This window comes from Chitinophaga sp. 30R24, from assembly GCF_049056765.1.
Taxonomy (GTDB): domain Bacteria; phylum Bacteroidota; class Bacteroidia; order Chitinophagales; family Chitinophagaceae; genus Chitinophaga.
Genome location: NZ_JBJGXX010000005.1, coordinates 260,036 through 280,410 on the forward strand (window position 1 = coordinate 260,036; position 20,375 = coordinate 280,410).

Below are 20,375 nucleotides of genomic sequence, written 5' to 3' on the forward strand. Positions count from 1 at the left end.
GTATCACTCTGTAAGACCATAAAAAACCCTATTTCGCTCATGCTGGCTACAACTTTTACCAGTTCGCTGAAAAGTGACTCTGTCAGAAAGGAAATACAGGAAGGCATGTCTTTGCATGACCTGATCCTGCAACAGCAACGATTACTGGAAATCATCGCCAGTGTGCACGATCTCTTTGCAGACCGGGCATACCCTCAGCAAGCTTTTAAGCGTTTGTTGAACGACTTGCAGGCACTCACCGGCAGCGAATATGGCTTTATTGGAGAAGTAGTACCCCAAGGTAACAGCATCCCTCAGCTCCTTCCACTAGCGATTAATAATTTTGCGGAAGACAGTAGCTGGAGCTTCGCCACCTCCCTTCAAACCGTGGCGCATAGCGGGCAACCGCTCATTCGCAATATGGGCAGTACAACAGCGGAACACCTTTCTGCCCCCTCTTTCTCTTTTCTTGGCCTTCCGGTAATACATCATCAGAAAGTACTGATGGTGATCGGGTTGGCTGGCTATCACACTACATATTCCACCACTACCCTTTCGCTGTTGCAGCCATTGTTACAGGCGCTGGGTGGCCTTCATTTCAGGGAAATAAAAGACCGCTCCACCGATCAGCTGCTTAAAGATTACACCAGCCTGCAATCCGAGCTGGAATCACTGATACTCACGCTGGATGACATTGTTTTTGAGATGGATGAAAAAAAAGTATTTACCCGCGTGTGGTGCAACCAGGAAAGCCTGCTGTTCCGGCCCCGGGAAGAAGTGATCGGTAAAAATATCTCGGAAGTACTGGGAGAACATGCCCTGGCTTTTAATCGCATGGCAGATAAAATATTGCATACCGGCGAACCTCAGGAATATATCTATCCCGATATACGGCAAGACGACCAACGGTGGTACGAGTTGAAAATGCGGCTGATCATCAACAAAACAGCTGCACCCCGCCGCATCTTATTACTGATAAAAAATGTATCTGAACGCGAAAAAAGATATAGCAGCTACCTGCAATCCCAATCCGAATTACGGCGGAGCAACCAATTGTTGAGCATATGCCAACAAATGGGAAAAATGGGAGGTTGGGAATTTAATGTGACCACCGGAGAAACCTATTGGACCCAGGAAGTATATACGTTAAGGGAAGTGCCTTCCAATTTCCCCATTTCCCTGCCATCTTCCATCAACTTCTATCATCCCGGCGACCAACCCACCTTTATTACCGCTGTCCATCAGCTAAGAGAAGAAAAAATACCCTACGACCTGGAATTACGTCATATTTCTGCCAAAGGCACCCATACGTGGGTACGTACTGTTGGCCGGCCAATATATAACAGTCATGGCCACTTAACACATTTCAGGGGCATTATCATGGATATTACTGATAAGAAAGATGCGGAGCTGGAATTATTAAAAGCCAGGGACCATGCACAAAAGGCAGCCCAGTCAAGGAGTGATTTCTTATCTGTAATGAGCCACGAGATCCGTACGCCGCTGAATGCCATCATTGGTATTGCCGGTATCCTCCAAAGCATGTCGGGGCCAGAGCATATTGATGTAGTGCATAACCTGCAGTTTTCTGCCAACCATTTGCTGGGGCTTATTAACGATATCCTGGATTTCAGCAAGATGGAAGCCGGTAAAGTTGAGCTGGAGCATATTCCATTTGCTCCTGCAGCACTATTCCAGGGCATTGTGCGCAATTATCTCCCGCTGGCAGAAGCGAAAGGAATTACATTATATACGCAGATCGACCACAACATCCCCCCTATTATTAATGGAGATCCGGTGCGGCTTTCCCAGATACTCAATAACCTGTTGAACAACGCTATCAAATTTACTCCAACGGGCAGCGTTACCCTGGAAGTAGCACGGCAAAACCTGGCAGGGCCTCGCTGTATCCTTTCCTTTGCAGTAAAGGATACAGGCATTGGCATTGTGCCAGACATGCAGGAAAAAGTATTCGACACCTTTGTACAGGAAGATACCGCCACCACCCGGCACTATGGTGGTACTGGCCTGGGGCTGGCCATCACCAAAAAATTGATTCATCTTTACAACAGTAATATCACCGTGGAAAGTAAAAAAAACGAAGGCACCGTATTCCGCTTCAACATCAACTTCGCTATTCCGGAAAAAGACAACCGTCATCTTGCCCAGGAGGAAAAATATGCAGATGGCTGTCTTGAAGGCATGAAACTATTGGTAGTAGAAGATAATGCCATTAATATACGTATCCTCGAACTACAACTTAAAAGAACCGGCGCTACCACAGTTACAGCCCGCAACGGGCACCAGGCGCTCGCCCGATTGCAGGAACAGGAATTCGACGCTGTGATCCTGGATCTTCACATGCCAGAAATGAATGGTTATGAAACCATCCCGCATATACAACACCTGCAGCCAGACGCCTTTATTGTTGTGCTCACTGCCGATATTATGCCCGAAGTAAGGGAACGCTTATCCAGGCTGCATATCAAAGACCTGCTACCCAAGCCTTACGCCGCCCACGACCTGCTGACTATACTGAAAAAACAGCATAGCCGGAAACCCATGCGCATGGTATAGCAGGCAGCGTATATGCTTTTATAGTACCTTCGCGCCTGCAACAATAGCCAACAATTATGCAAACATCTTCTTTGTCGGCCCGTGATATGGAAGTGATATGGCATCCATATACGCAAATGCAGACCGCTCCCGCACCGGTAGGTATTGTACGCGGACAGGGCGCCCTGCTTTTTGACGAAAATAACAATCGTTATATAGATGCCACTTCCAGCTGGTGGGTAAACATCCACGGCCATGCACATCCACATATAGCGCAACAGCTGGCCGCCCAGGCGCTGGAATTGGAACATTGCATTTTCGCAGGTTTCACCCACCTGCCGGCCGTACAACTGGCCGAACGTTTACTTCCACTCCTTCCCGGGCAACGCCGGGTATTTTATTCTGATAATGGCTCCACCGCAGTAGAGGTAGCCCTTAAAATGGCCATCCAATACTGGGACAATAAAGGTACCCGCAAACATAAGATACTGGCGTTTCGCAATGCCTACCACGGCGATACTTTCGGTGCTATGAGCGTAAGCGGCAGAAGTGTATTCACCCGCGTATTTGATGATCTGCTGTTTGATGTACATTTTATTGAAGTGCCTACAGCCAGTAATATTGCTGCCATCATCGCTGATATTGAAGCCCAGCAACCAACAGACATTGCCGCATTTATCTTTGAACCGCTGCTGCAAGGCTCCGGTGGCATGGTAATGTATGATGCCACAGCCTTTGACCAGCTCTTGCAATATTGCGCGTCGCAACATATCCTGCTTATTGCAGATGAAGTAATGACCGGTTTTGGAAGAACCGGGAAAAACTTCGCCATGGAATATGTGAGCACGCGGCCGGATATGATCTGCTTGTCTAAAGGCCTTACCGGCGGCACCATGGCCCTCGGCATCACCACCAGCACAGCAGCAATTTATGAAGCCTTTCTTTCCGGCGATAAGCTGAAAACGCTTTTCCACGGGCATTCCTTTACTGCCAATCCCCTGGCCTGTACAGCTGCCTTAGCCAGCCTTGACCTGTTTACCGACCCAGCCTGCGCCGCCAACCGGGCACGCATACATGAAAAACACCAACGCTTTTTAACGGCGCTGCAACAAATACCAGTTGTAAAAAATCCCAGGCTTTTAGGCACCGTACTGGCCTTTGAATTGGTAACCACCGGCGCAGATGGATATACCAACGCACTGGCAGATGACCTACACCGGTTTTTCCGGGCCAAAAGGATCATGCTGCGCCCCTTGGGAAATACCCTTTATATCCTTCCTCCTTACTGTATCACCAACGAACAATTAGACGAAATATACAGCAGTATCCAGGAGCTTACACAACAGCTGATGGTAAGCACTCCTACGTAAAAATATTAAGAGGCAGGTAGCTATGCTACCTGCCTCTTAATATTTTTACGCAATATATACGCCGGATTATTTTACAGGAACCGTAAATTTAGTATCATCCCATTCAAACACTACTGCATCACCAGGTAAAGTGAACGTCAGCTTTTCTACCGGAGTAGATAATATTTCTCTTTTTACTTTTACTGATAATACATCCTGGTCTTTATACTTCTCATAATCATACGCACCCCACTGACCCAGTTTGCTGTTGAGGATAACAGTCCAGGTTTTAGGATCAGGAATAGTAAAGAGGGTATAAGTACCTGCTTTTACAGCTTTACCACCAAATACCACATCTTTGCTGAAAGTGATTTCAGTAGCTTGGTCGGCACCAGTACGCCATACTTTTCCAAAGGGTTCCAGGCCGCCGAAAATAACACGGCCTCTTTTAGAGGGCTGACCGTATACTATTTTAATACCATTGTGTTCTACGGTCACATGCGGGCTCTTAGGGGCTTCCTGAGCAAAAACGAGGCTGGTGAAGGCTAGAAATAAGGTTGCCAAAAAGAAATGTTTCATTTGCTGATTTTTTTTACTGGAATGATTAAGATAGTAAAACAAATTAAAGGATAAAATTTGTTGCAAATTAAACAATAGGATCAATGGTAAAATAACTCCATGTTCATTTTCCTTCGCAGATCCTGCTCAGTTTTGTGAGGCTGCTGTCCATGGCAGGGCCATAGATCCTATCGGCCATAAAACCTCTTAATTTCCACCAGGGCAATAAGCCCAGTTTAATTTCCATATGCCAGAATATCGCAGTGGCTTTGCCGTCGGCCGTCCGCTTCAGCTCAATACCGCCATGCACAGGCCGGATATTTTTGATATCCATCAAGTAATGTACGCCTTTCTCCGGCTCGCTGTCGAGTATGGTTACCTTACCGCTGTTTTCTTTACCGCTCCAACTATATGAGGCGCCTGCGCCGTAAGAGGGATCAGAAAACACCAGGGTGGCTGTAGTATCGGGGCGGGTCCAGGGATTCCATTGGCCCCAGGCCTTCAGGTTGCTGACATGCGCATATACAGTATCAATGGGTGCCTGTATTACACCGGTACGCTCTACCACAGCAGTAGAAGGAAATACCAGAGAGATAAGAAAGGCCATACAACCGAATACAATAACACTGATCAGCACTAATTTAATAAAACGCATATAGAAATTTGGTGTTTTACAGGTTGGGGTTCAGTACTTAGCCAGCCACAATGTTACGGATATTTTCCAATCCCTGCTCAAAATCGCGGCCCACCCGTTTATCCATCATTAAGCCCATCGCCTTCTGTAACGGGTACTGTCCCATATTACAGATCATTCCCCAGGTAAGCAGCGTACCACCGGCAACAGGATCGAACCTGAAATATCCTTTGGCCACGCTCGTTTTCATAAAATCGGTATGTGTCGCTATAAATTGATCCGGCCTAGATTCCGTGATCGTCATATGCCCATGTTGCAGCTTACGGTTGTGGCTTTCCCAACTGTACCCTGCACCTATACCGCTTTCTTTTTCCCCATAGGTGATCTTCATCTGGGAGTTTAACGATTGCCAGGGCGACCACCGTTCCCAGTTGCGCACTACGTTCACCAGCGGAAAAATAACAGCTGCCTCTGCCGGTATAAACAGCGAGCGCTCTACTTTCACTTCTGGTGATAAAAACAAGCTGAAAATGAAAAGCCCCAGTACCAGGACTATAAAGGCACCCAGAATCATGAACAAAACTTGCATATTACTGGATTTAGATAGCACAAAGCTAACGAAATCGCCTTACTCCCACTTGAATACTTTCACGGCTACCGCATACACGACTATTCCCCATAGGGTAAGGATGGCAATATCCCATCCCACATGCCAGAGATGCATGCCTTCGAAGGCCACTTTTCTCAAAGCGTCAATGAGCCAGGTAAGCGGCATCAGCTTGCACACAGGCTGCAACCAGGCAGGAAAAGAATCGATTGGGAAAAAAGTACCCGCCAGCAAGAACTGCGGCAAAGTAAAAATATTGGCCAGCGGAGGAATAGTACTTTCATTTTTGGCCAGGCTGCTTACCACAAAGCCAAAGCCCATAAATACCAACAGGCCGAACACAGACAGCACCAACATTTCCAGGAAAGTAGCAAAGCCGTGCACCAGGGTAAAACCAAAAGCAAAATGTCCCAGGGCAATGATCACCACAGAGCTGATCAACTGAAAGATCATGCGGCTCAAGGCTTCTGCCAATACAATATAGGTCCGTTTAATCGGCGTAGCGAAGAAACGTTTAAGCACCAATGTCTGGCGCATATTATAAAACAGGAAAGCAGTACCAAATACGGCAGCGCTCATCAATGCAAAGCCCAGCTGGCCCGGTAAGATGAAATCGATGGTCTTAAATTCCCGTCCTGGCACCTCTGTTTGTATGAAGGTAGCCACAGAAGGACGTTGATAGAAATGATCATCCAATGTAGCAGTCACATTCTTTAATACCGACATCAAAACGGCCTTTTTACCGGCATCAGTAGCCGTTGAAGTACGGATATGCACTTCATAAGCAGGTACATTGTTAATGCCTTGCCTGGACACAATATCCAGGATGGCTACAATACGGCCCTTTTTCAGGTCGTCTTCCATCTCTGTGGCTGGCTGGTCTGTTATTAATTTTAACGTACCAACTTTAGACAGGACCTGGTAAAATGCGCTATTAATATCAGTCTGACGGTTTACGCCTACTTTTACAGAAACAGTACTACCACCAATAAATCCAAATACCAGGATAAATACCAGAGGAAACCCCAAACTAAATACCACGGCGGAAGGGCTGCGGAATATACCCCTTAAACTCCCTTTCGTAATGGCCAGCATGGCCTTCAACTGACTGTACTTAGCTCCATTCATCTGATCGCTTTTTAAAAACCGGCAGTAAAACTACTATAAAAAAATTATCAAAAGGGGTAAAGTTTCCCGCCAATGGGCCAAGTACCTGCATAGAAGGTTGATTTTAAAAATTATTAAGGAGATTTTAATCTACAAGGAAAGGATGATCCTTTCAAATATCAGCTAATAGCAAGAGGCTATCTCCGCTTTTGCAAACATAGGAGATAGCCTCTTTCCAAAGACAATTACTGCCTTCTAAAACGTATATTTAAACGGCAAGCGGGCCTGTACTTCGCCCTGCATCGCCCTTACTTCTTGTACCTCTTGATACAGTTCGTAATCCGCGCCCAGTTCATTTCTCACCAACCGGGTGCTTACGTCTCCGGTGAGACTTTTCACCAGTTTGGAGAAGGGGTCTTTTACTTCGGGGTATTCCCTTAAACGGTATTCAGATATTTTTGCCAGTCGGGCAGCACAGGCCAAGGCGTCTTTAATGCCGCCAATACGGTCTACCAGCCCCAGTTTTTTCGCTTGCACGCCGCTCCATACACGGCCTTGTGCGATACTGTCTACCACTGCAGAGGTCAGTTTACGGCCTTCCACTACGCGAGACTTAAAGGAGGCGTAAGTAGTATCTACCCCTCTCTGGATAATACGTTTTTCTCCGTCTGTGAGCGGACGGCCAACAGAGCCGAGATCGGCGTACTGTGCTGTTTTAACCCCATCGAAAGTAACGCCCAGTTTATTTTTGAAAAAGTCTTGCAGGTTAAACATTACCCCAAATACGCCAATAGAACCGGTTAAGGTGTTAGGCTCCGCGAAAATGCTGTCGGCCATACAAGAGATATAATATCCGCCGGAAGCTGCATAATCGCCCATAGACACTACCACTGGCTTTACTTTCCGTGCCAGGGCCAGTTCTCTCCAGATTATTTCAGAAGCCAGGGCGCTACCGCCACCGGAGTTTACCCGGAGCAGGATCGCTTTTATACTTTTATCTTCCCGGGCCTTACGGATGGTACGGATATAGTTCTCGCTGGCGATGGTATTATCACGGTCGGATTCGCCGCCTACGATATCTCCTTGTGCATAGATCAGGGCAATTTTGCTATCACCGCTGCCATCACTGAGGTCGGTACCGCTGTTATATTTTGCGAGGGTTACCAGGTTAAGCTTATCCTCTGCCTTGATACCGGTTTTACCTTTCAGTTCCGCCACTACTTCATCATCATATTTCAACCCATCTACCAGCTTATATTTCAAGGCATCGGCAGGCTCCTGGATCAGGTTTTCATTGGCGTAGCCATGCAGGCTTGCAGTATCTATATTCCGTGTTTGGCCAATGCCCAGGAGAAAGTTGCCATACAGCTCTCCCAGGAACTCAGTAGTTTGAATGCGGTTGGCATCTGTCATCTGGGTTTCGCGGAGCGGCTCTGTAGCGCTTTTAAACTTGCCACAGTAAAAAATTTCCGGTTTTATTTCCAGTTTATCCAGCGCTCCTTTTAAAAAGAATAATTGGGAAGAAAACCCTATAAAATCCAATGCTCCCTTAGGGTTCAGGTAAACTTTGTCTGCCGCTGAGGCCAGGTAATAAGCATTCTGGTCCATCACTTCGCCATAGGCGTACACAAATTTTTTCGACTGCCGGAAATGGAGCAGGGCATTCCTTAACTCTTCGGTGCTGGCAAAGCCATTGGGGTTACCATTTACTTTCAGGAAGATACCTTTGATATTATCATCAGTGGCGGCGTTGTCTATCAACCTGACGGTTTGGAACAACCCTGGTACTTCTCCTGGCTCGTTTCTCATCAGGGCGCCAACAGGGTTCACCAATTTTTGTTCGTTGTAAGATTGCCTGGTTTCCAATACCAGTATCCCATTAGGCTCAATGGTCACCTTATCTGCTGTGATGGCCTTAACGACTATTACCATCAGCACAATAAAACATAACGCTGTAAAAACGACAAATGCTAGAAACGAGGCTAAGAAAACTTTAAAAAAACGCATACTATTTGGTTAAGATGAAACTGAGGTGGAAAGATACATTTTTTCAAAAATAAGGAATATGGCTACTTTTGAGGCCTGAAATATACATGAATACAGCAATATTACTTATAGGTGGCAATTTGGGTGATCGTACAAGGAACCTGCAACAAGCAGTTCAAGAGATCGCTACAACAGCCGGAGAGGTGATAAAAACCTCCGCGTTATATCAAACGGCTCCCTGGGGAACCGTAGACCAGCCTGACTATCTTAACCAGGCACTGGAAATCCGCACTCCACTGGATGCACTAACGTTATTGCATACACTATTGGAGATAGAAAGAAAAATTGGCCGTATCCGCCAGGAAAAATGGGGCGCCCGGGTGATAGACATTGACCTGATCTTCTTTAACGACGACATTATTTCTCTACCCGAACTAAAGGTGCCGCATCCCCGGACACAGCTTAGGCGATTTGTACTGATACCTCTCCTGGATATTATCCCGGACTATGTACACCCGGTACTACACCAAACCATCAGCAAACTGGCTGCCATATGTCAGGATACGCTACCCGTACACCTGTACCGGGATTAACATTCAAAAAAATCATGCATGCACTATAAATTTATTACGGTAGAAGGGAACATCGGAGCAGGGAAAACAACACTGGCCACCATGCTGGCCAAACATTTTTCCGCTAAACTGATCTTGGAGGAATTTGCAGACAATCCCTTCCTGCCGCTTTTTTATGAACGCCCCCAGCAATACGCCTTTCCACTGGAGCTATTCTTCATGGCCGAACGCTATAAGCAATTAAAAGAAATGCTGCAGTCGCAAGACCTTTTCAGCGATGTAATTATCTCTGACTACCTTTTTATCAAAAGCCTGCTGTTCGCAAAAATCAATTTACCGGAAGAAGAATATTCCTTGTACCAGAAGTTGTTCGAGATCATCAACCCACAACTGGTACAACCGGAACTGCTGATTTTCCTGCATGCACCGGTTACCAAACTACAGGAAAACATCAAACACCGCAACCGCTCCTATGAGCAACAAATACCCGACGAATACCTGATGAATGTACATGATACTTACATGCAGTACATCAAACAACACCCGGTTCGTACCCTCGTAATAGATACTACCAAAGTGGATTTCCTGCGTCAGCCCGGCGACTTCCAACAGCTGCTGGAAGCACTGGAACAAACGTACGAACCGGGTGTACACTATCTAAAAATGTAGTTTTTTTGATTGTCCTGGTGAACAAGCCAATTTTTTAACCCCCATCAGGACAATCAAACACCATATCAAACATATCTATATCTATATAAATAATATAATTTCCATTTATACTCCATCTCTCCTACTTTTGTTCCTATCAGTTAAGAAATTGTAATACAGACATAGCGTCTGAAACAATCTCTTCTTTTAGTTGTTTTATTTACCTGGTCATTTCTTATTCACTACTTCAAAATTTAATCTCATGGCTGACGAAAAAAAGAAACTCACCACAGCTTCCGGCATTCCATATTTCGAACATGAAAACTCCATGACCGTTGGCCCACGCGGTCCTATTCTGCTGCAAGACTTTATCCTGCATGAAAAGATGGCTCATTTTAACCGGGAAAGGATACCTGAAAGAGTAGTACACGCAAAAGGTTCCGGCGCCTATGGCACCTTTACTGTTACCCACGACATTACGGCTTACACCAAAGCAAAAATTTTCAGTAAAATAGGAAAACAAACCCGCATGCTGGCACGCTTTTCCACTGTAGGCGGCGAAAAAGGGTCTGCCGACACAGAACGTGATCCACGCGGATTTGCCTTGAAGTTTTATACAGAAGAAGGCAACTGGGACCTGGTTGGTAACAATACACCGGTATTCTTCATAAAAGACCCGAAGAAATTCAGTGATTTCATTCATACCCAAAAGCGCGACCCACGCACTAACTGCAAAAGCCCTACGATGATGTGGGACTTCTGGAGCCTCAATCCTGAAAGCCTCCACCAGGTAACTACCCTTATGAGCGACCGCGGTACTCCCTACAGCCATCGCCATATGCACGGATTTGGCAGTCATACTTTCTCTTTCCTCAATGCCGAAAATGAGCGGTTCTATGTTAAATTCCATTTCCTCACCCAGCAAGGAATTAAAAACTTCACCAACGAAGAAGCCATCGAAATGAAGGGGCAAGATCCCGATCATTCACAACGCGACCTGGTAGAAGCCATCGACCGCGGAGAATATCCCCGCTGGACCCTTAAAATACAGATAATGCCGGAAGCGGAAGCTAAAACCTATCGCTGGAATCCTTTCGACCTTACCAAAGTATGGCCGCATGCCGACTATCCACTGATAGAAGTAGGCGTAATGGAACTGAATGAAATTCCAAGAAATTATTTTGCAGATGTAGAACAAGCCGCTTTTGCCCCTGCCCATGTTATAGACGGCATCAGCTACTCTCCCGACAAAATGTTACAGGGCCGCCTGCTCTCCTATCCCGACGCACACCGTTACCGCCTGGGCGTTAATTATGAACAGATACCTGTAAACCGCTGTCCGTATGCAGTAAATAACTACGAACGCGATGGCCATATGCGGATAGACGGCAACAGTGGCAGTGAGCCCAACTATTTCCCCAATAGTTTCGACAATATTGTACCTGATCCGGCATACAAGGCGCCAGGCCAGGAACTCGATTCCCTGTTCGCCGACTGGTACGACCGTAATGCGCCAGGAGACGACGACCACTATACCCAACCCGGCAACCTTTACCGGCTAATGTCTCCAGACGAAAAGCGCAACACCGTGCATAATATTGTTGCCAGCATGTCTGGTATCAATGGCCCTAAGAAAGATGAGATCATTAACCGGCAGCTTTGCCATTTCTTCCGCGCAGATGTGGGCTGGGGAATGGCCGTAGCACAAGGTTTGGGCGTTGCAGTAGAAATGCCGGCTACAGCTACACATGGAAAATAAAGCGTACATGAAGTTTTTTAAAAAGATCAGCGGAGCAGTTGGGCCTAACCTCCCACTGCTCCACTGATCTTTTATTGCTATTGAATGAATAAGGCGCTTATTTATTGCAGGCCCGGTCTGCAATCGCTGTAGCAGCCACAAATCCGCTGGTCCAGGCATGCTGGAAGTTAAACCCGCCAGTAATACCATCTACATCCATCACCTCTCCGGCGAAGAACAAATCGGGTGTAAGGCGGCTTTCCATTGTGGCCGGTTCTATTTCACTCAAGGTAATACCACCGCAGGTAACAAATTCTTCTTTAAAGGTAGTTTTACCTTTTACCGGAAACTCCATGCTTACCAGCATCTTCATCAGGCGATGCTGTTCTTTGGCCGGCAGATCGGCCCAACGCATCTCTTCCGGAATGCCCGTTTGTTGTAATAAGAATTGCCAAAGCCTTTGCGGCAGGCCAAATGGATTTTTATGATATAATTTCTGCTTACCTAACTCAAAACGCAGGTTTTGCCAGTCATCCCGCAGGGAATTTTCATGCTGGCCTGGCAGCCAGTTTACAATAGCTGTGAAAGTATACTGCAACTGCTGCAACTCCCGGGCGCCCCAGGCAGAAAGCCGGAGTATTGCCGGGCCGCTCAGCCCCCAATGCGTGATCAATACAGGACCTTGCTCCTGCAACTTAGTACCGGCGATCTTTACATGCGCAGTAGCGGCTACTCCCATCAAACTATTGATCGGATGCCCAGGCATATTAAATGTAAAAAGAGAAGGAGCCGGAGCTGCAACGGTATGCCCGCTTTGCTGCAACCAGGCAAATTTATCGGCCTGGGCGTACCCTCCGGCGGCTATACATACATAATCGGCGGTTAGCTCCCCGCCTTTTGATAATTGCAGGCCCCATTGCCCGTTATCCTGACGGCCAAAAGCCGTTACTTCAGTATTGGTCCGTATCTGCACCCGGTACTTATCGGCTTCCCTCAATAAACAATCTATAATCGTCTGCGAGTTATCCGTTACCGGAAACATACGCCCATCTTCTTCCGCCTTCAGCCCCACACCCCGTTCAGCAAACCAGGCAATGGTATCAGGCACAAAGAACCGGGAAAATGATTTCTTCACGAAATGCTGTCCACGTGGATAGCGTTTAGCCATATAAGGTATATCCGGCGCATTATGGGTTACATTACAACGTCCGCCACCGCTTACTTTTACCTTAGACAACAGCTTACCGGTTTTCTCCAGCAGCACTACTTCCAATTGCGGACATAGCCGGGCTGCATTCACCGCACAAAAAAAGCCAGCAGCTCCACCGCCTGCCACCACTAAACGTTTCTGTTGTAATCCCATTAAAATCTTGTTAAAAACATGGTTTGAACGTGCAATAATAATAAACCTGCCGTAATCTTACCGATTAAACTTCCGAAGTTTATATTTTTGACATATATTATACTGGTTCAAATTTGATTGCATGCAACCGTACCTGAAGAACAAGCGTCATCTGCTTAAATGGATGCTTCCAGCCGTATTGCTAACCGGCGTAACGAGTGCACTGGCTATACTACCTTCGCCCAATGACTGGTCCGACCGCATAGTAAAGGCATTGCAACAATTCGGCACCCGTTATCCTGCCGAAAAAGTATACCTCCACCTCGATAAAGACTATTATGCCGCAGGGGAAACCATCTGGTTTAAAGGCTACATCACCCTCCAGGGAATGCCTTCTACCTCGGCCACTAATCTCTATGTGGAACTACTGGACAAGAATAATAATATTGTTCAGAAGAAATTATTCGCAGCAGGTGGTGGTGGCGCTCCGGGTAACTTTGAGCTTCCCGAAACTCAGAAAGCAGGCGTATACCAGCTCAGGGCCTATACCGCCTGGATGCTCAACTTCGACCCGGATTTCTGTTATTCCAGGACCATAGAGATCTTCGACCCGGCCAAAAAAACACAGCCTCCTACCGATAGCGCCACCACACAAGACTTTGCCGTACAGTTCTTTCCTGAAGGCGGTAACCTGATCGCTGGGCAACCTAATACCGTTGCATTTAAGGCAATCGACAACAATGGCTACCCTATTGAAGTATCCGGCACTGTAAAGAACGCCAAAGGCAGTAATGCAGCCGTTAAATCCGTACATGACGGCATGGGTAGCATTGACATTACTCCCGCCGACGGACAAGATGCTTTTCAGGCAGTGTTAAAAAGCGCAAAAGGGCAATCTAAAACCTTCGACTTACCCAAGCCCGTTACCTCCGGAGCTTCTCTGAAAATATTCAATAAAGGCAGCCGCATCTTCTATCAAGCCGTATCTGCTAATGCAGCCGATACTGCGCTGGACGACCTGATGATCATGGCCCAAATGGGACAACAGCTGGTATATAAAGCCAACCTGAATGTGGGAGAAGGCCGCATCAGTGGTTTTATCCCTACAGACCAACTGCCCTCAGGTATTCTGCAGATCACCCTTTTCGCCAAATCCGGCCAACCACTTTCCGAGCGCCTGGCCTTTGTACGTAAAAATGATCTCTTGCAAATGGACGTACTGGACGCCGATACCCACAAAGAACCAAGAGCTAAAAACGCTATCGAGATCCGCTTACCAGACACCATACAAACCAATGTCTCCATTGCGATCACCGATGCCGACGCAGTACCGGTAGATAAAAATTCTAATAACATTGTATCCAATTTTCTGCTGACCTCCGACATCAAAGGGTTTGTATACAATCCTTCCTGGTATTTTAAGAACGATTCCGCCGCCACCCTACGTGCCCTGGACCTGGTTATGATGACCAACGGCTGGAGGCGTTTCAGCTGGGAAAAAATCATCAATCATGATTTTCCCCAGATTAGGCACCCCTACGAACAAGGACTGACCGTAAAAGGTATCGCCTATCTCATGAATGGCCGTCCTATGCCTACCGGTCAACTTGATATGATCATCAAACTGCCGATAGACAGCTCTTCTATGTTCGCCCAGGCGCCCATCAACGCCGAAGGGATATTTGAGATCTCCAACATGCTATTCCCTGATACTGCTTATATCTATTATCAGGGTAACGATAAAGTAAAAAAAGGCGTAGACGTAGATGTAAAATTCGATCCTCACTTCTTCGAACGCCCTACACAAATAAAGATACCTTTCCCACTGCGTGTACCGCCAGCCGTAGATAATAATACATTGAAGCTGTTCCTGACCAACGCTTCTGAAAGCAATAAGGTAAACCATTCGCTCAACGACAAAACCGTACAGCTCAAAGAAGTAAACGTAAACGCACAGAAAGTGAAACCGGAAGAAACAACGGATAAACGCTATACCTCCGGTATGTTCTCCGGCGGCGATGGCTACACCTTTGACCTTACCAAAGAAACGCCCGTTGCCCTCAATATATTCCAATACCTGCAAGCTAAAGTAGCAGGTTTACAGATCACCGGCGACATGAACAATCCTACCCTCTCCTGGCGCGGTGGTAAACCAGGCTTATACCTCAACGAAATGCAGGCAGATATCAATACACTAACTTCTATTTCTGTAAATGATATCGCCCTCATTAAGGTATTCCGTCCTCCATTTATGGGCGGCTTCGGCGGGGCAAACGGCGCTATTGCCGTGTATACCAAGAAAGGCGGAGATAACGCCCCTAAAAATGATCCCAGCATCAGAGGATTTAAACTCTATAAAAAAGCCGGCTATAGCATCGTGAAACAATTTTATTCCCCAGACTATGCTGTAAAGAAAGACATACACGCTTTACCAGACAAACGCCTCACCCTCTACTGGAACCCTACCGTTACCGTAGATACCCTGACACATACTGCCAGAGTAGAATTCTATAACAACGACTTCACTAAACGTTACCGTTTAGTGGCAGAAGGGATGGGAGAAGATGGTAGCGTAGGCAGACTGGAACAGGAGTTTTAAATGAAGTGATTATATTTTTGAGGAGGGCTGATCCATGAAGGGTCAGCCCTTTTTCTTTAAAGTAGGTATTGACGTTAGTTAGCAACCACTATTTGTTCATTTTTCTTGTTTAAGCCCTTTATTCGCAGTATACTTGCAGTTGTGAAACCATTAACGCACATGAAAAGTGCATTAATATTAATATTCGAGATTAAACAATAACGTTAGCCTACTTTTTCCTGTGAACACTAAGGAATCTAGAAATTTATATTAAACCTATACTGAATGAAGACGCTCATCTGTGCTATTCCCATGTTTTTAATTACCTTATTTTGTACAGCGCAAAGTATGTATCAAATAAAGGCAGACAGTGTACGCATCTATAGTACCTGTGATACGGCAGAACTAATTCTGGAAAACCGGACTAAAAATGTATCTGGTTTTCTATTTAACAAAGGGGGAGGCCGTACTGAATTCCAACGGCTCCGGCTTATTGATGCCGGCAACAATTCCATTGCCATCCAGGGACAAGATACCTTACACCTCGGCAACCTACTATCTTCTGTGGGGGATTCCCGTTATGATCTCATATCTACCAACTTTCTCACCATTCCAAATTATTCGTCCCTTTCATGGACGGATTGGCCTACTAACAAGGTAATAGGTTACCAGGCCTACACCTCGCCCGACATGCCAACCTTATCCGAACAAGCATTTCAACCCCAGAATGCTAATAACTACTATATTGGCTTGGTAGCAAGAGACACATATACCGGTTTTGATTTTACCGTAAACTGGAATGGTGAATCATTTGGTCCCAATGGTGCTTTCTTACGTATCAAGGATGATACTTATCATGTTTGGAGTGCCTGGCGCGAGCTGGTATTTAAAGACTTTTCAGACAAGAGCTACATTCGCAATCAGCATACCAGCGCACAACCCGCCAGCTTATGGATTTCTGGCGCAGCAACGATTGGAGACAAGGTAACGATTGAAGACAAGGTAACGTTAAACAAATACAAGAATAATGCTACCGAAGATAGTATGCTAAGTGTAAATGCTTCAGGTGAACTAAAACTAAAAAAATTAGAAATAACTCCGGCAAATTATCTAAAAAAAATGCCATCCACCGAATATACACTTCAGGTAGATGATTACAATTTGCTTATTGACTTCCCTGGAGCAACAACCGATATTATGTTATCATTGCCATACCCACCCCTTACACCCCTTCCCTCTGATAGAGTTTATCATGTTTACATAGGATACTTAAACGGTCATTCATTATGTATAGGTGACAACGAATTTTATGATTCAAGTCGTCATAAGGTAGCACATATTATATTTACTGGCAATGTATATTATATCTATAGTGTAGACTCGCTCCAAGGAGAGTGGTAGCCTAAAAATTTTGTATAAATACTACGGATAAAACCTGGTCGGGCCGACCAGGTTTTATCCGTAGTATTACATAAAGTATATCAGCTTTTAGGATGACTCAAAAGTAGATATTTCTGTTAGTTAGCATGTTGCTTCAATTCATTTAGCTCTTTCTTCAGTGTACCAATCTCGCTTTGCAATGCCTCCATTTTCTGACTCATTTCCTGCATGGCTTTCACCAACAGGGCTGTAGTATTCGCCTGGTCAATGCCAATGCGTTCAGGCGCCACCATTTCCTCAGGCGCATCCTCTGCAATAAAACCGATATGCAGCAAACCCTTTTTATCCGCCTTATACCTGAAAGTCTGTACGGCTGCTTTATTGAGGAGATTCAATGCGGACCTATCAAACGGCTGAATATCTTTCTTCAAAATACGTTGCGAAGATTGGTAAATAGAAGTAGCCTCAAATTCCCCCTTAAATTTTGTAACACCATATTTATCCATACGGAACAATGTATCAGCAATCATATGATCTGTATCTTCCTTTATAAACAAGATCGCTGAGGAATCCAGCTTGAATGACAATAGCTCTTTGCCACCATTAACATCCTCCATACCCTTCATATACAACAAGCTACTACCACCGTAATCCACATGATTCGAAAACGTATAACTACTCCAATTATAATCGGTACTAGCGCCATACTTGTTAGCCAAGATATACACAACGGTATCTGATTTAGACCAACTCACTCGGACTCCGTTATATTTATCTGTTGACAGCTCTGAAAGCCCCCCTCCAACAAACGGATCATTCAAAGTGCCGAATTTTACGCCAGCATAATTGAAAAGCATATATGTAGAATCTGTTTTTTCATTAATCCCTTTAAAAAATAAGGAACGTTGACCAGCATTCAAGGTTCTGTTGGTGGTTAAAGTACCATCTGTTGTATATATGTCTCCTCCATTGCCATTACCAGTCAAAAACTTCAATTTCAGGTTACCAGCTGCATCTGTTGTCAACACGCTGTCGCCAGCTGCATTGTTTCTATACTTAGTTAACAGCACACTATCGCCGATCCTGGCAGTTCCCTTAATCCATAGATCAGCCGACTGAGCAGTTATCTTCTGATTTAAGATATAACTCCTATCTGCATAGTCTTTGAATAACAATTCCCGCCATTTACTCCACTGATATCTGGTATCATCTTTAGAACGAATAAAAGCGCCATTGGGGCCTTCCAGTTCACCATCCCAATTAACAGTGAATTCAAAGCCAGAATCGTTGTCTAATACTACCAACCCGTTATAATAGGTTGTATCTCCTTCTCCCTGAAAAGCCTGTGCAGAAAGGACTGGCATACCAGACGCCATATAGGCATCGTAGCCCACTACCTTGTTACGAGGCCAATGTTCCCATGATAAAGAAGCATTCCATGGAATTGTAACAAAGTTAGTAGATAGGAGGTCATAACGCTCATCCCCCCACGTAGATATAATATTACCTATATTTAGGGTATCTTGACCTTGAATAGCAATAGAATTGTTTCCGGAAGCAATCAATTTAAGCTGCTGGAACTCTGTTCTTCCCCTCCCCTTATTAAACAAGAAACCTGGTACTTGTTGCGTGCGGTTTTCCAAAATCAGTTCGGCGGTGTCACAAGTATTATAAATGCGTACACTATCTGCCTTAATCTGATATACCTGTTGGGCGTAACAAAAAGAAATAATAAACAATAAAAAAATAGTACAAATAAATGATTTCATGGTATAGGTGATAAGGTACTTTTAGTACTGTCAAATACGGTGATTAAAGCAGTTCACCAATATATTTTAAAATAAATGAAGCAATAATATTATATCCCCCCTTGTAATGGTATTCATCTTATATTCCTGCATCTCCTTATATTTTCATCAAGAACTAAAGTTAACAAAGCGAAATATATTTGTGAGATATAGGAAAGCTGAGACTATTTCATAATACTGTATAAACTTCAAAATTATTATTCTTTTGGGGCTAATTTTAATCTGCCACCAAAAATAGTAAAAACTGATTAAGAATCGCATTTTAGTTTTCTAATTTGCACAGAAACTATTTTATTAAAACACACACCAGGCTTCTATTTAGGCATCTTTAATATCACTTTTAACACCTCTTTTTCCGCCAATGTTAGTTCATTCTTATGTCCATCCTTAATTCTAGTAGCAAGAATAGAACCATCTATATCTGTCGGCTCCACCCAATTTCGGCCACAAGAATTAGAGTTATAAATTAATTGATTTATTAACTTTAAACTAGTAATATGAAAAAGAAAAATTTTACAGAAAGTCAGATAGTAAGTGCTCTTAAAAGACAGGAAGTGGGGATAGCAGTTAAAGATATCGCCCGTGCACTTGGGATTAGTGAGGCAACCTTTTATAACTGGAAGTCAAAATACGGAGGAATGGAATCCAGTGATGTCAGGCGTCTAAAAGATCTTGAATCAGAACATGCCGAGCTCAAAAAGATGTATGCAGAACTTTGTATTGAAAATCGGGCTATGAAAAACCTAATTGAAAAAAAGCTGTAACGCCTCAGGAGAAACGGGAAGGAGCCGATTTTCTTGTAAAGGAAGAGCAGCTTAGTATCCGCCGGAAGGTTAAACGCAGGTTACCCACCAGAATAAAGGAAGCTTTGATGATTCCCGATCACCCTAATGAAGTATGGAGCGTTGATTTTATGAGTGATGCTTTGGTGGATGGGAGGAAATTCCGCTTGCTAAACGTCATAGACGATTTTAACCGGGAGTCATTGGCTATTGAAGTAGATACATCATTACCTGCATTACGACTAATCCGCGTACTGGAAAGAATTATAGAACAACGGGGACAGCCTACTTGTTTGAGGACAGATAACGGCCCCGAATTTATCAGCCATAAACTTCAGGAATGGTGCGAGAATAGGGGAATCCGGATAGCTTATATCCAACCAGGCAAACCAACGCAGAATGCTTTTATCGAGCGAAAAAATGGAAGCCTGCGTAGAGGGTTACTCAATGCCTATCTGTTTAGCAGCTTAACTGAAGTTAGGTTCATGGCTGAAGAATGGCAACGGGATTATAACATAGAGAGACCTCATAAGTCACTCGGATATCTGTTGCCTGTAAAGTATGCTCAAAAGCATCTACAAGTCAAAATCTCTAATCCCTAGTGGCCTTGTTTTAGGGGAAGCTTACAGAGGATCAAAGTCGTGGAGAAATAGAGACTCAGCACCCAGGTTATCTGGGAGCCCAGGATACCTACTATGTGGGTTATATTAAAGGGGTAGGTAAAATTTACCAGCAAACCTTTATTGACACC

At 44.9% G+C, this 20,375-nt stretch carries 14 protein-coding genes and 2 pseudogenes; 9 read left to right on the forward strand and 7 right to left on the reverse strand.

From position 1 onward, the window contains the following. The first annotated feature begins 39 nt into the window (after positions 1 to 39). Positions 40 to 2,556, forward strand: a complete 2,517-nt coding sequence (locus ACDQ55_RS14300) for an ATP-binding protein (protein WP_420982084.1) — start codon at positions 40 to 42, stop codon at positions 2,554 to 2,556. Between the two features lie 56 nt (positions 2,557 to 2,612). Beyond that, the gene (gene bioA, locus ACDQ55_RS14305; protein WP_420982085.1) at positions 2,613 to 3,905 is read left to right on the forward strand and encodes an adenosylmethionine--8-amino-7-oxononanoate transaminase; all 1,293 of its coding nucleotides are present in this window, start codon (positions 2,613 to 2,615) and stop codon (positions 3,903 to 3,905) included. Positions 3,906 to 3,971: 66 nt separating this feature from the next. Here the strand turns inward: bioA and ACDQ55_RS14310 are convergent, their stop codons facing one another. The 5 genes from ACDQ55_RS14310 to sppA form a co-directional block, all read right to left on the reverse strand. Continuing rightward, positions 3,972 to 4,463 carry a DUF2911 domain-containing protein gene (locus ACDQ55_RS14310; RefSeq protein WP_420982086.1) on the reverse strand — a complete coding sequence of 164 codons (492 nt, stop codon included), beginning with the start codon at positions 4,461 to 4,463 and terminating at the stop codon, positions 3,972 to 3,974. A 103-nt stretch (positions 4,464 to 4,566) separates the two neighbouring features. Beyond that, entirely contained in the window at positions 4,567 to 5,097 is a 531-nt protein-coding gene (locus tag ACDQ55_RS14315; protein ID WP_420982087.1) for an SRPBCC family protein, read from the reverse strand. A 37-nt stretch (positions 5,098 to 5,134) separates the two neighbouring features. Continuing rightward, entirely contained in the window at positions 5,135 to 5,665 is a 531-nt protein-coding gene (locus tag ACDQ55_RS14320) for an SRPBCC family protein (protein WP_420982088.1), read from the reverse strand. A 39-nt stretch (positions 5,666 to 5,704) separates the two neighbouring features. Further along, a complete protein-coding gene (locus ACDQ55_RS14325) occupies positions 5,705 to 6,811 on the reverse strand; it encodes an ABC transporter permease (RefSeq protein ID WP_420982089.1) in 1,107 nt (368 codons plus the stop codon). Between the two features lie 234 nt (positions 6,812 to 7,045). After that, complete coding sequence (gene sppA / locus ACDQ55_RS14330; protein WP_420982090.1) at positions 7,046 to 8,797, reverse strand: signal peptide peptidase SppA; 1,752 nt, start codon at positions 8,795 to 8,797, stop codon at positions 7,046 to 7,048. An 86-nt stretch (positions 8,798 to 8,883) separates the two neighbouring features. Here sppA and folK point away from each other — a divergent pair, with 86 nt between their 5' ends. The 3 genes from folK (at position 8,884) to ACDQ55_RS14345 (ending at position 11,755) form a co-directional block, all read left to right on the forward strand. Next, positions 8,884 to 9,369 carry a 2-amino-4-hydroxy-6-hydroxymethyldihydropteridine diphosphokinase gene (gene folK / locus ACDQ55_RS14335; RefSeq protein WP_420982091.1) on the forward strand — a complete coding sequence of 162 codons (486 nt, stop codon included), beginning with the start codon at positions 8,884 to 8,886 and terminating at the stop codon, positions 9,367 to 9,369. An 18-nt stretch (positions 9,370 to 9,387) separates the two neighbouring features. Next, complete coding sequence (locus tag ACDQ55_RS14340) at positions 9,388 to 10,017, forward strand: deoxynucleoside kinase (protein ID WP_420982092.1); 630 nt, start codon at positions 9,388 to 9,390, stop codon at positions 10,015 to 10,017. 241 nt (positions 10,018 to 10,258) lie between these two features. Beyond that, complete coding sequence (locus ACDQ55_RS14345; protein ID WP_420982093.1) at positions 10,259 to 11,755, forward strand: catalase; 1,497 nt, start codon at positions 10,259 to 10,261, stop codon at positions 11,753 to 11,755. 97 nt (positions 11,756 to 11,852) lie between these two features. Here the strand turns inward: ACDQ55_RS14345 and ACDQ55_RS14350 are convergent, their stop codons facing one another. Continuing rightward, entirely contained in the window at positions 11,853 to 13,097 is a 1,245-nt protein-coding gene (locus tag ACDQ55_RS14350) for an NAD(P)/FAD-dependent oxidoreductase (protein WP_420982094.1), read from the reverse strand. A gap of 121 nt (positions 13,098 to 13,218) precedes the next feature. On the opposite strand from ACDQ55_RS14350, the gene ACDQ55_RS14355 reads away from it, so the two are divergent. Beyond that, positions 13,219 to 15,675 carry an MG2 domain-containing protein gene (locus ACDQ55_RS14355; protein ID WP_420982095.1) on the forward strand — a complete coding sequence of 819 codons (2,457 nt, stop codon included), beginning with the start codon at positions 13,219 to 13,221 and terminating at the stop codon, positions 15,673 to 15,675. Positions 15,676 to 15,939: 264 nt separating this feature from the next. Then, positions 15,940 to 17,055 carry a hypothetical protein gene (locus ACDQ55_RS14360; protein WP_420982096.1) on the forward strand — a complete coding sequence of 372 codons (1,116 nt, stop codon included), beginning with the start codon at positions 15,940 to 15,942 and terminating at the stop codon, positions 17,053 to 17,055. 116 nt (positions 17,056 to 17,171) lie between these two features. Here the strand turns inward: ACDQ55_RS14360 and ACDQ55_RS14365 are convergent, their stop codons facing one another. Beyond that, complete coding sequence (locus ACDQ55_RS14365) at positions 17,172 to 18,803, reverse strand: tail fiber domain-containing protein (RefSeq protein ID WP_420982097.1); 1,632 nt, start codon at positions 18,801 to 18,803, stop codon at positions 17,172 to 17,174. A gap of 536 nt (positions 18,804 to 19,339) precedes the next feature. Here ACDQ55_RS14365 and ACDQ55_RS14370 point away from each other — a divergent pair. Beyond that, a pseudogene (locus tag ACDQ55_RS14370) lies at positions 19,340 to 20,226 on the forward strand (IS3 family transposase). Between the two features lie 35 nt (positions 20,227 to 20,261). After that, positions 20,262 to 20,375 (forward strand): annotated as a pseudogene (locus ACDQ55_RS14375) (IS481 family transposase); the annotation flags it as partial.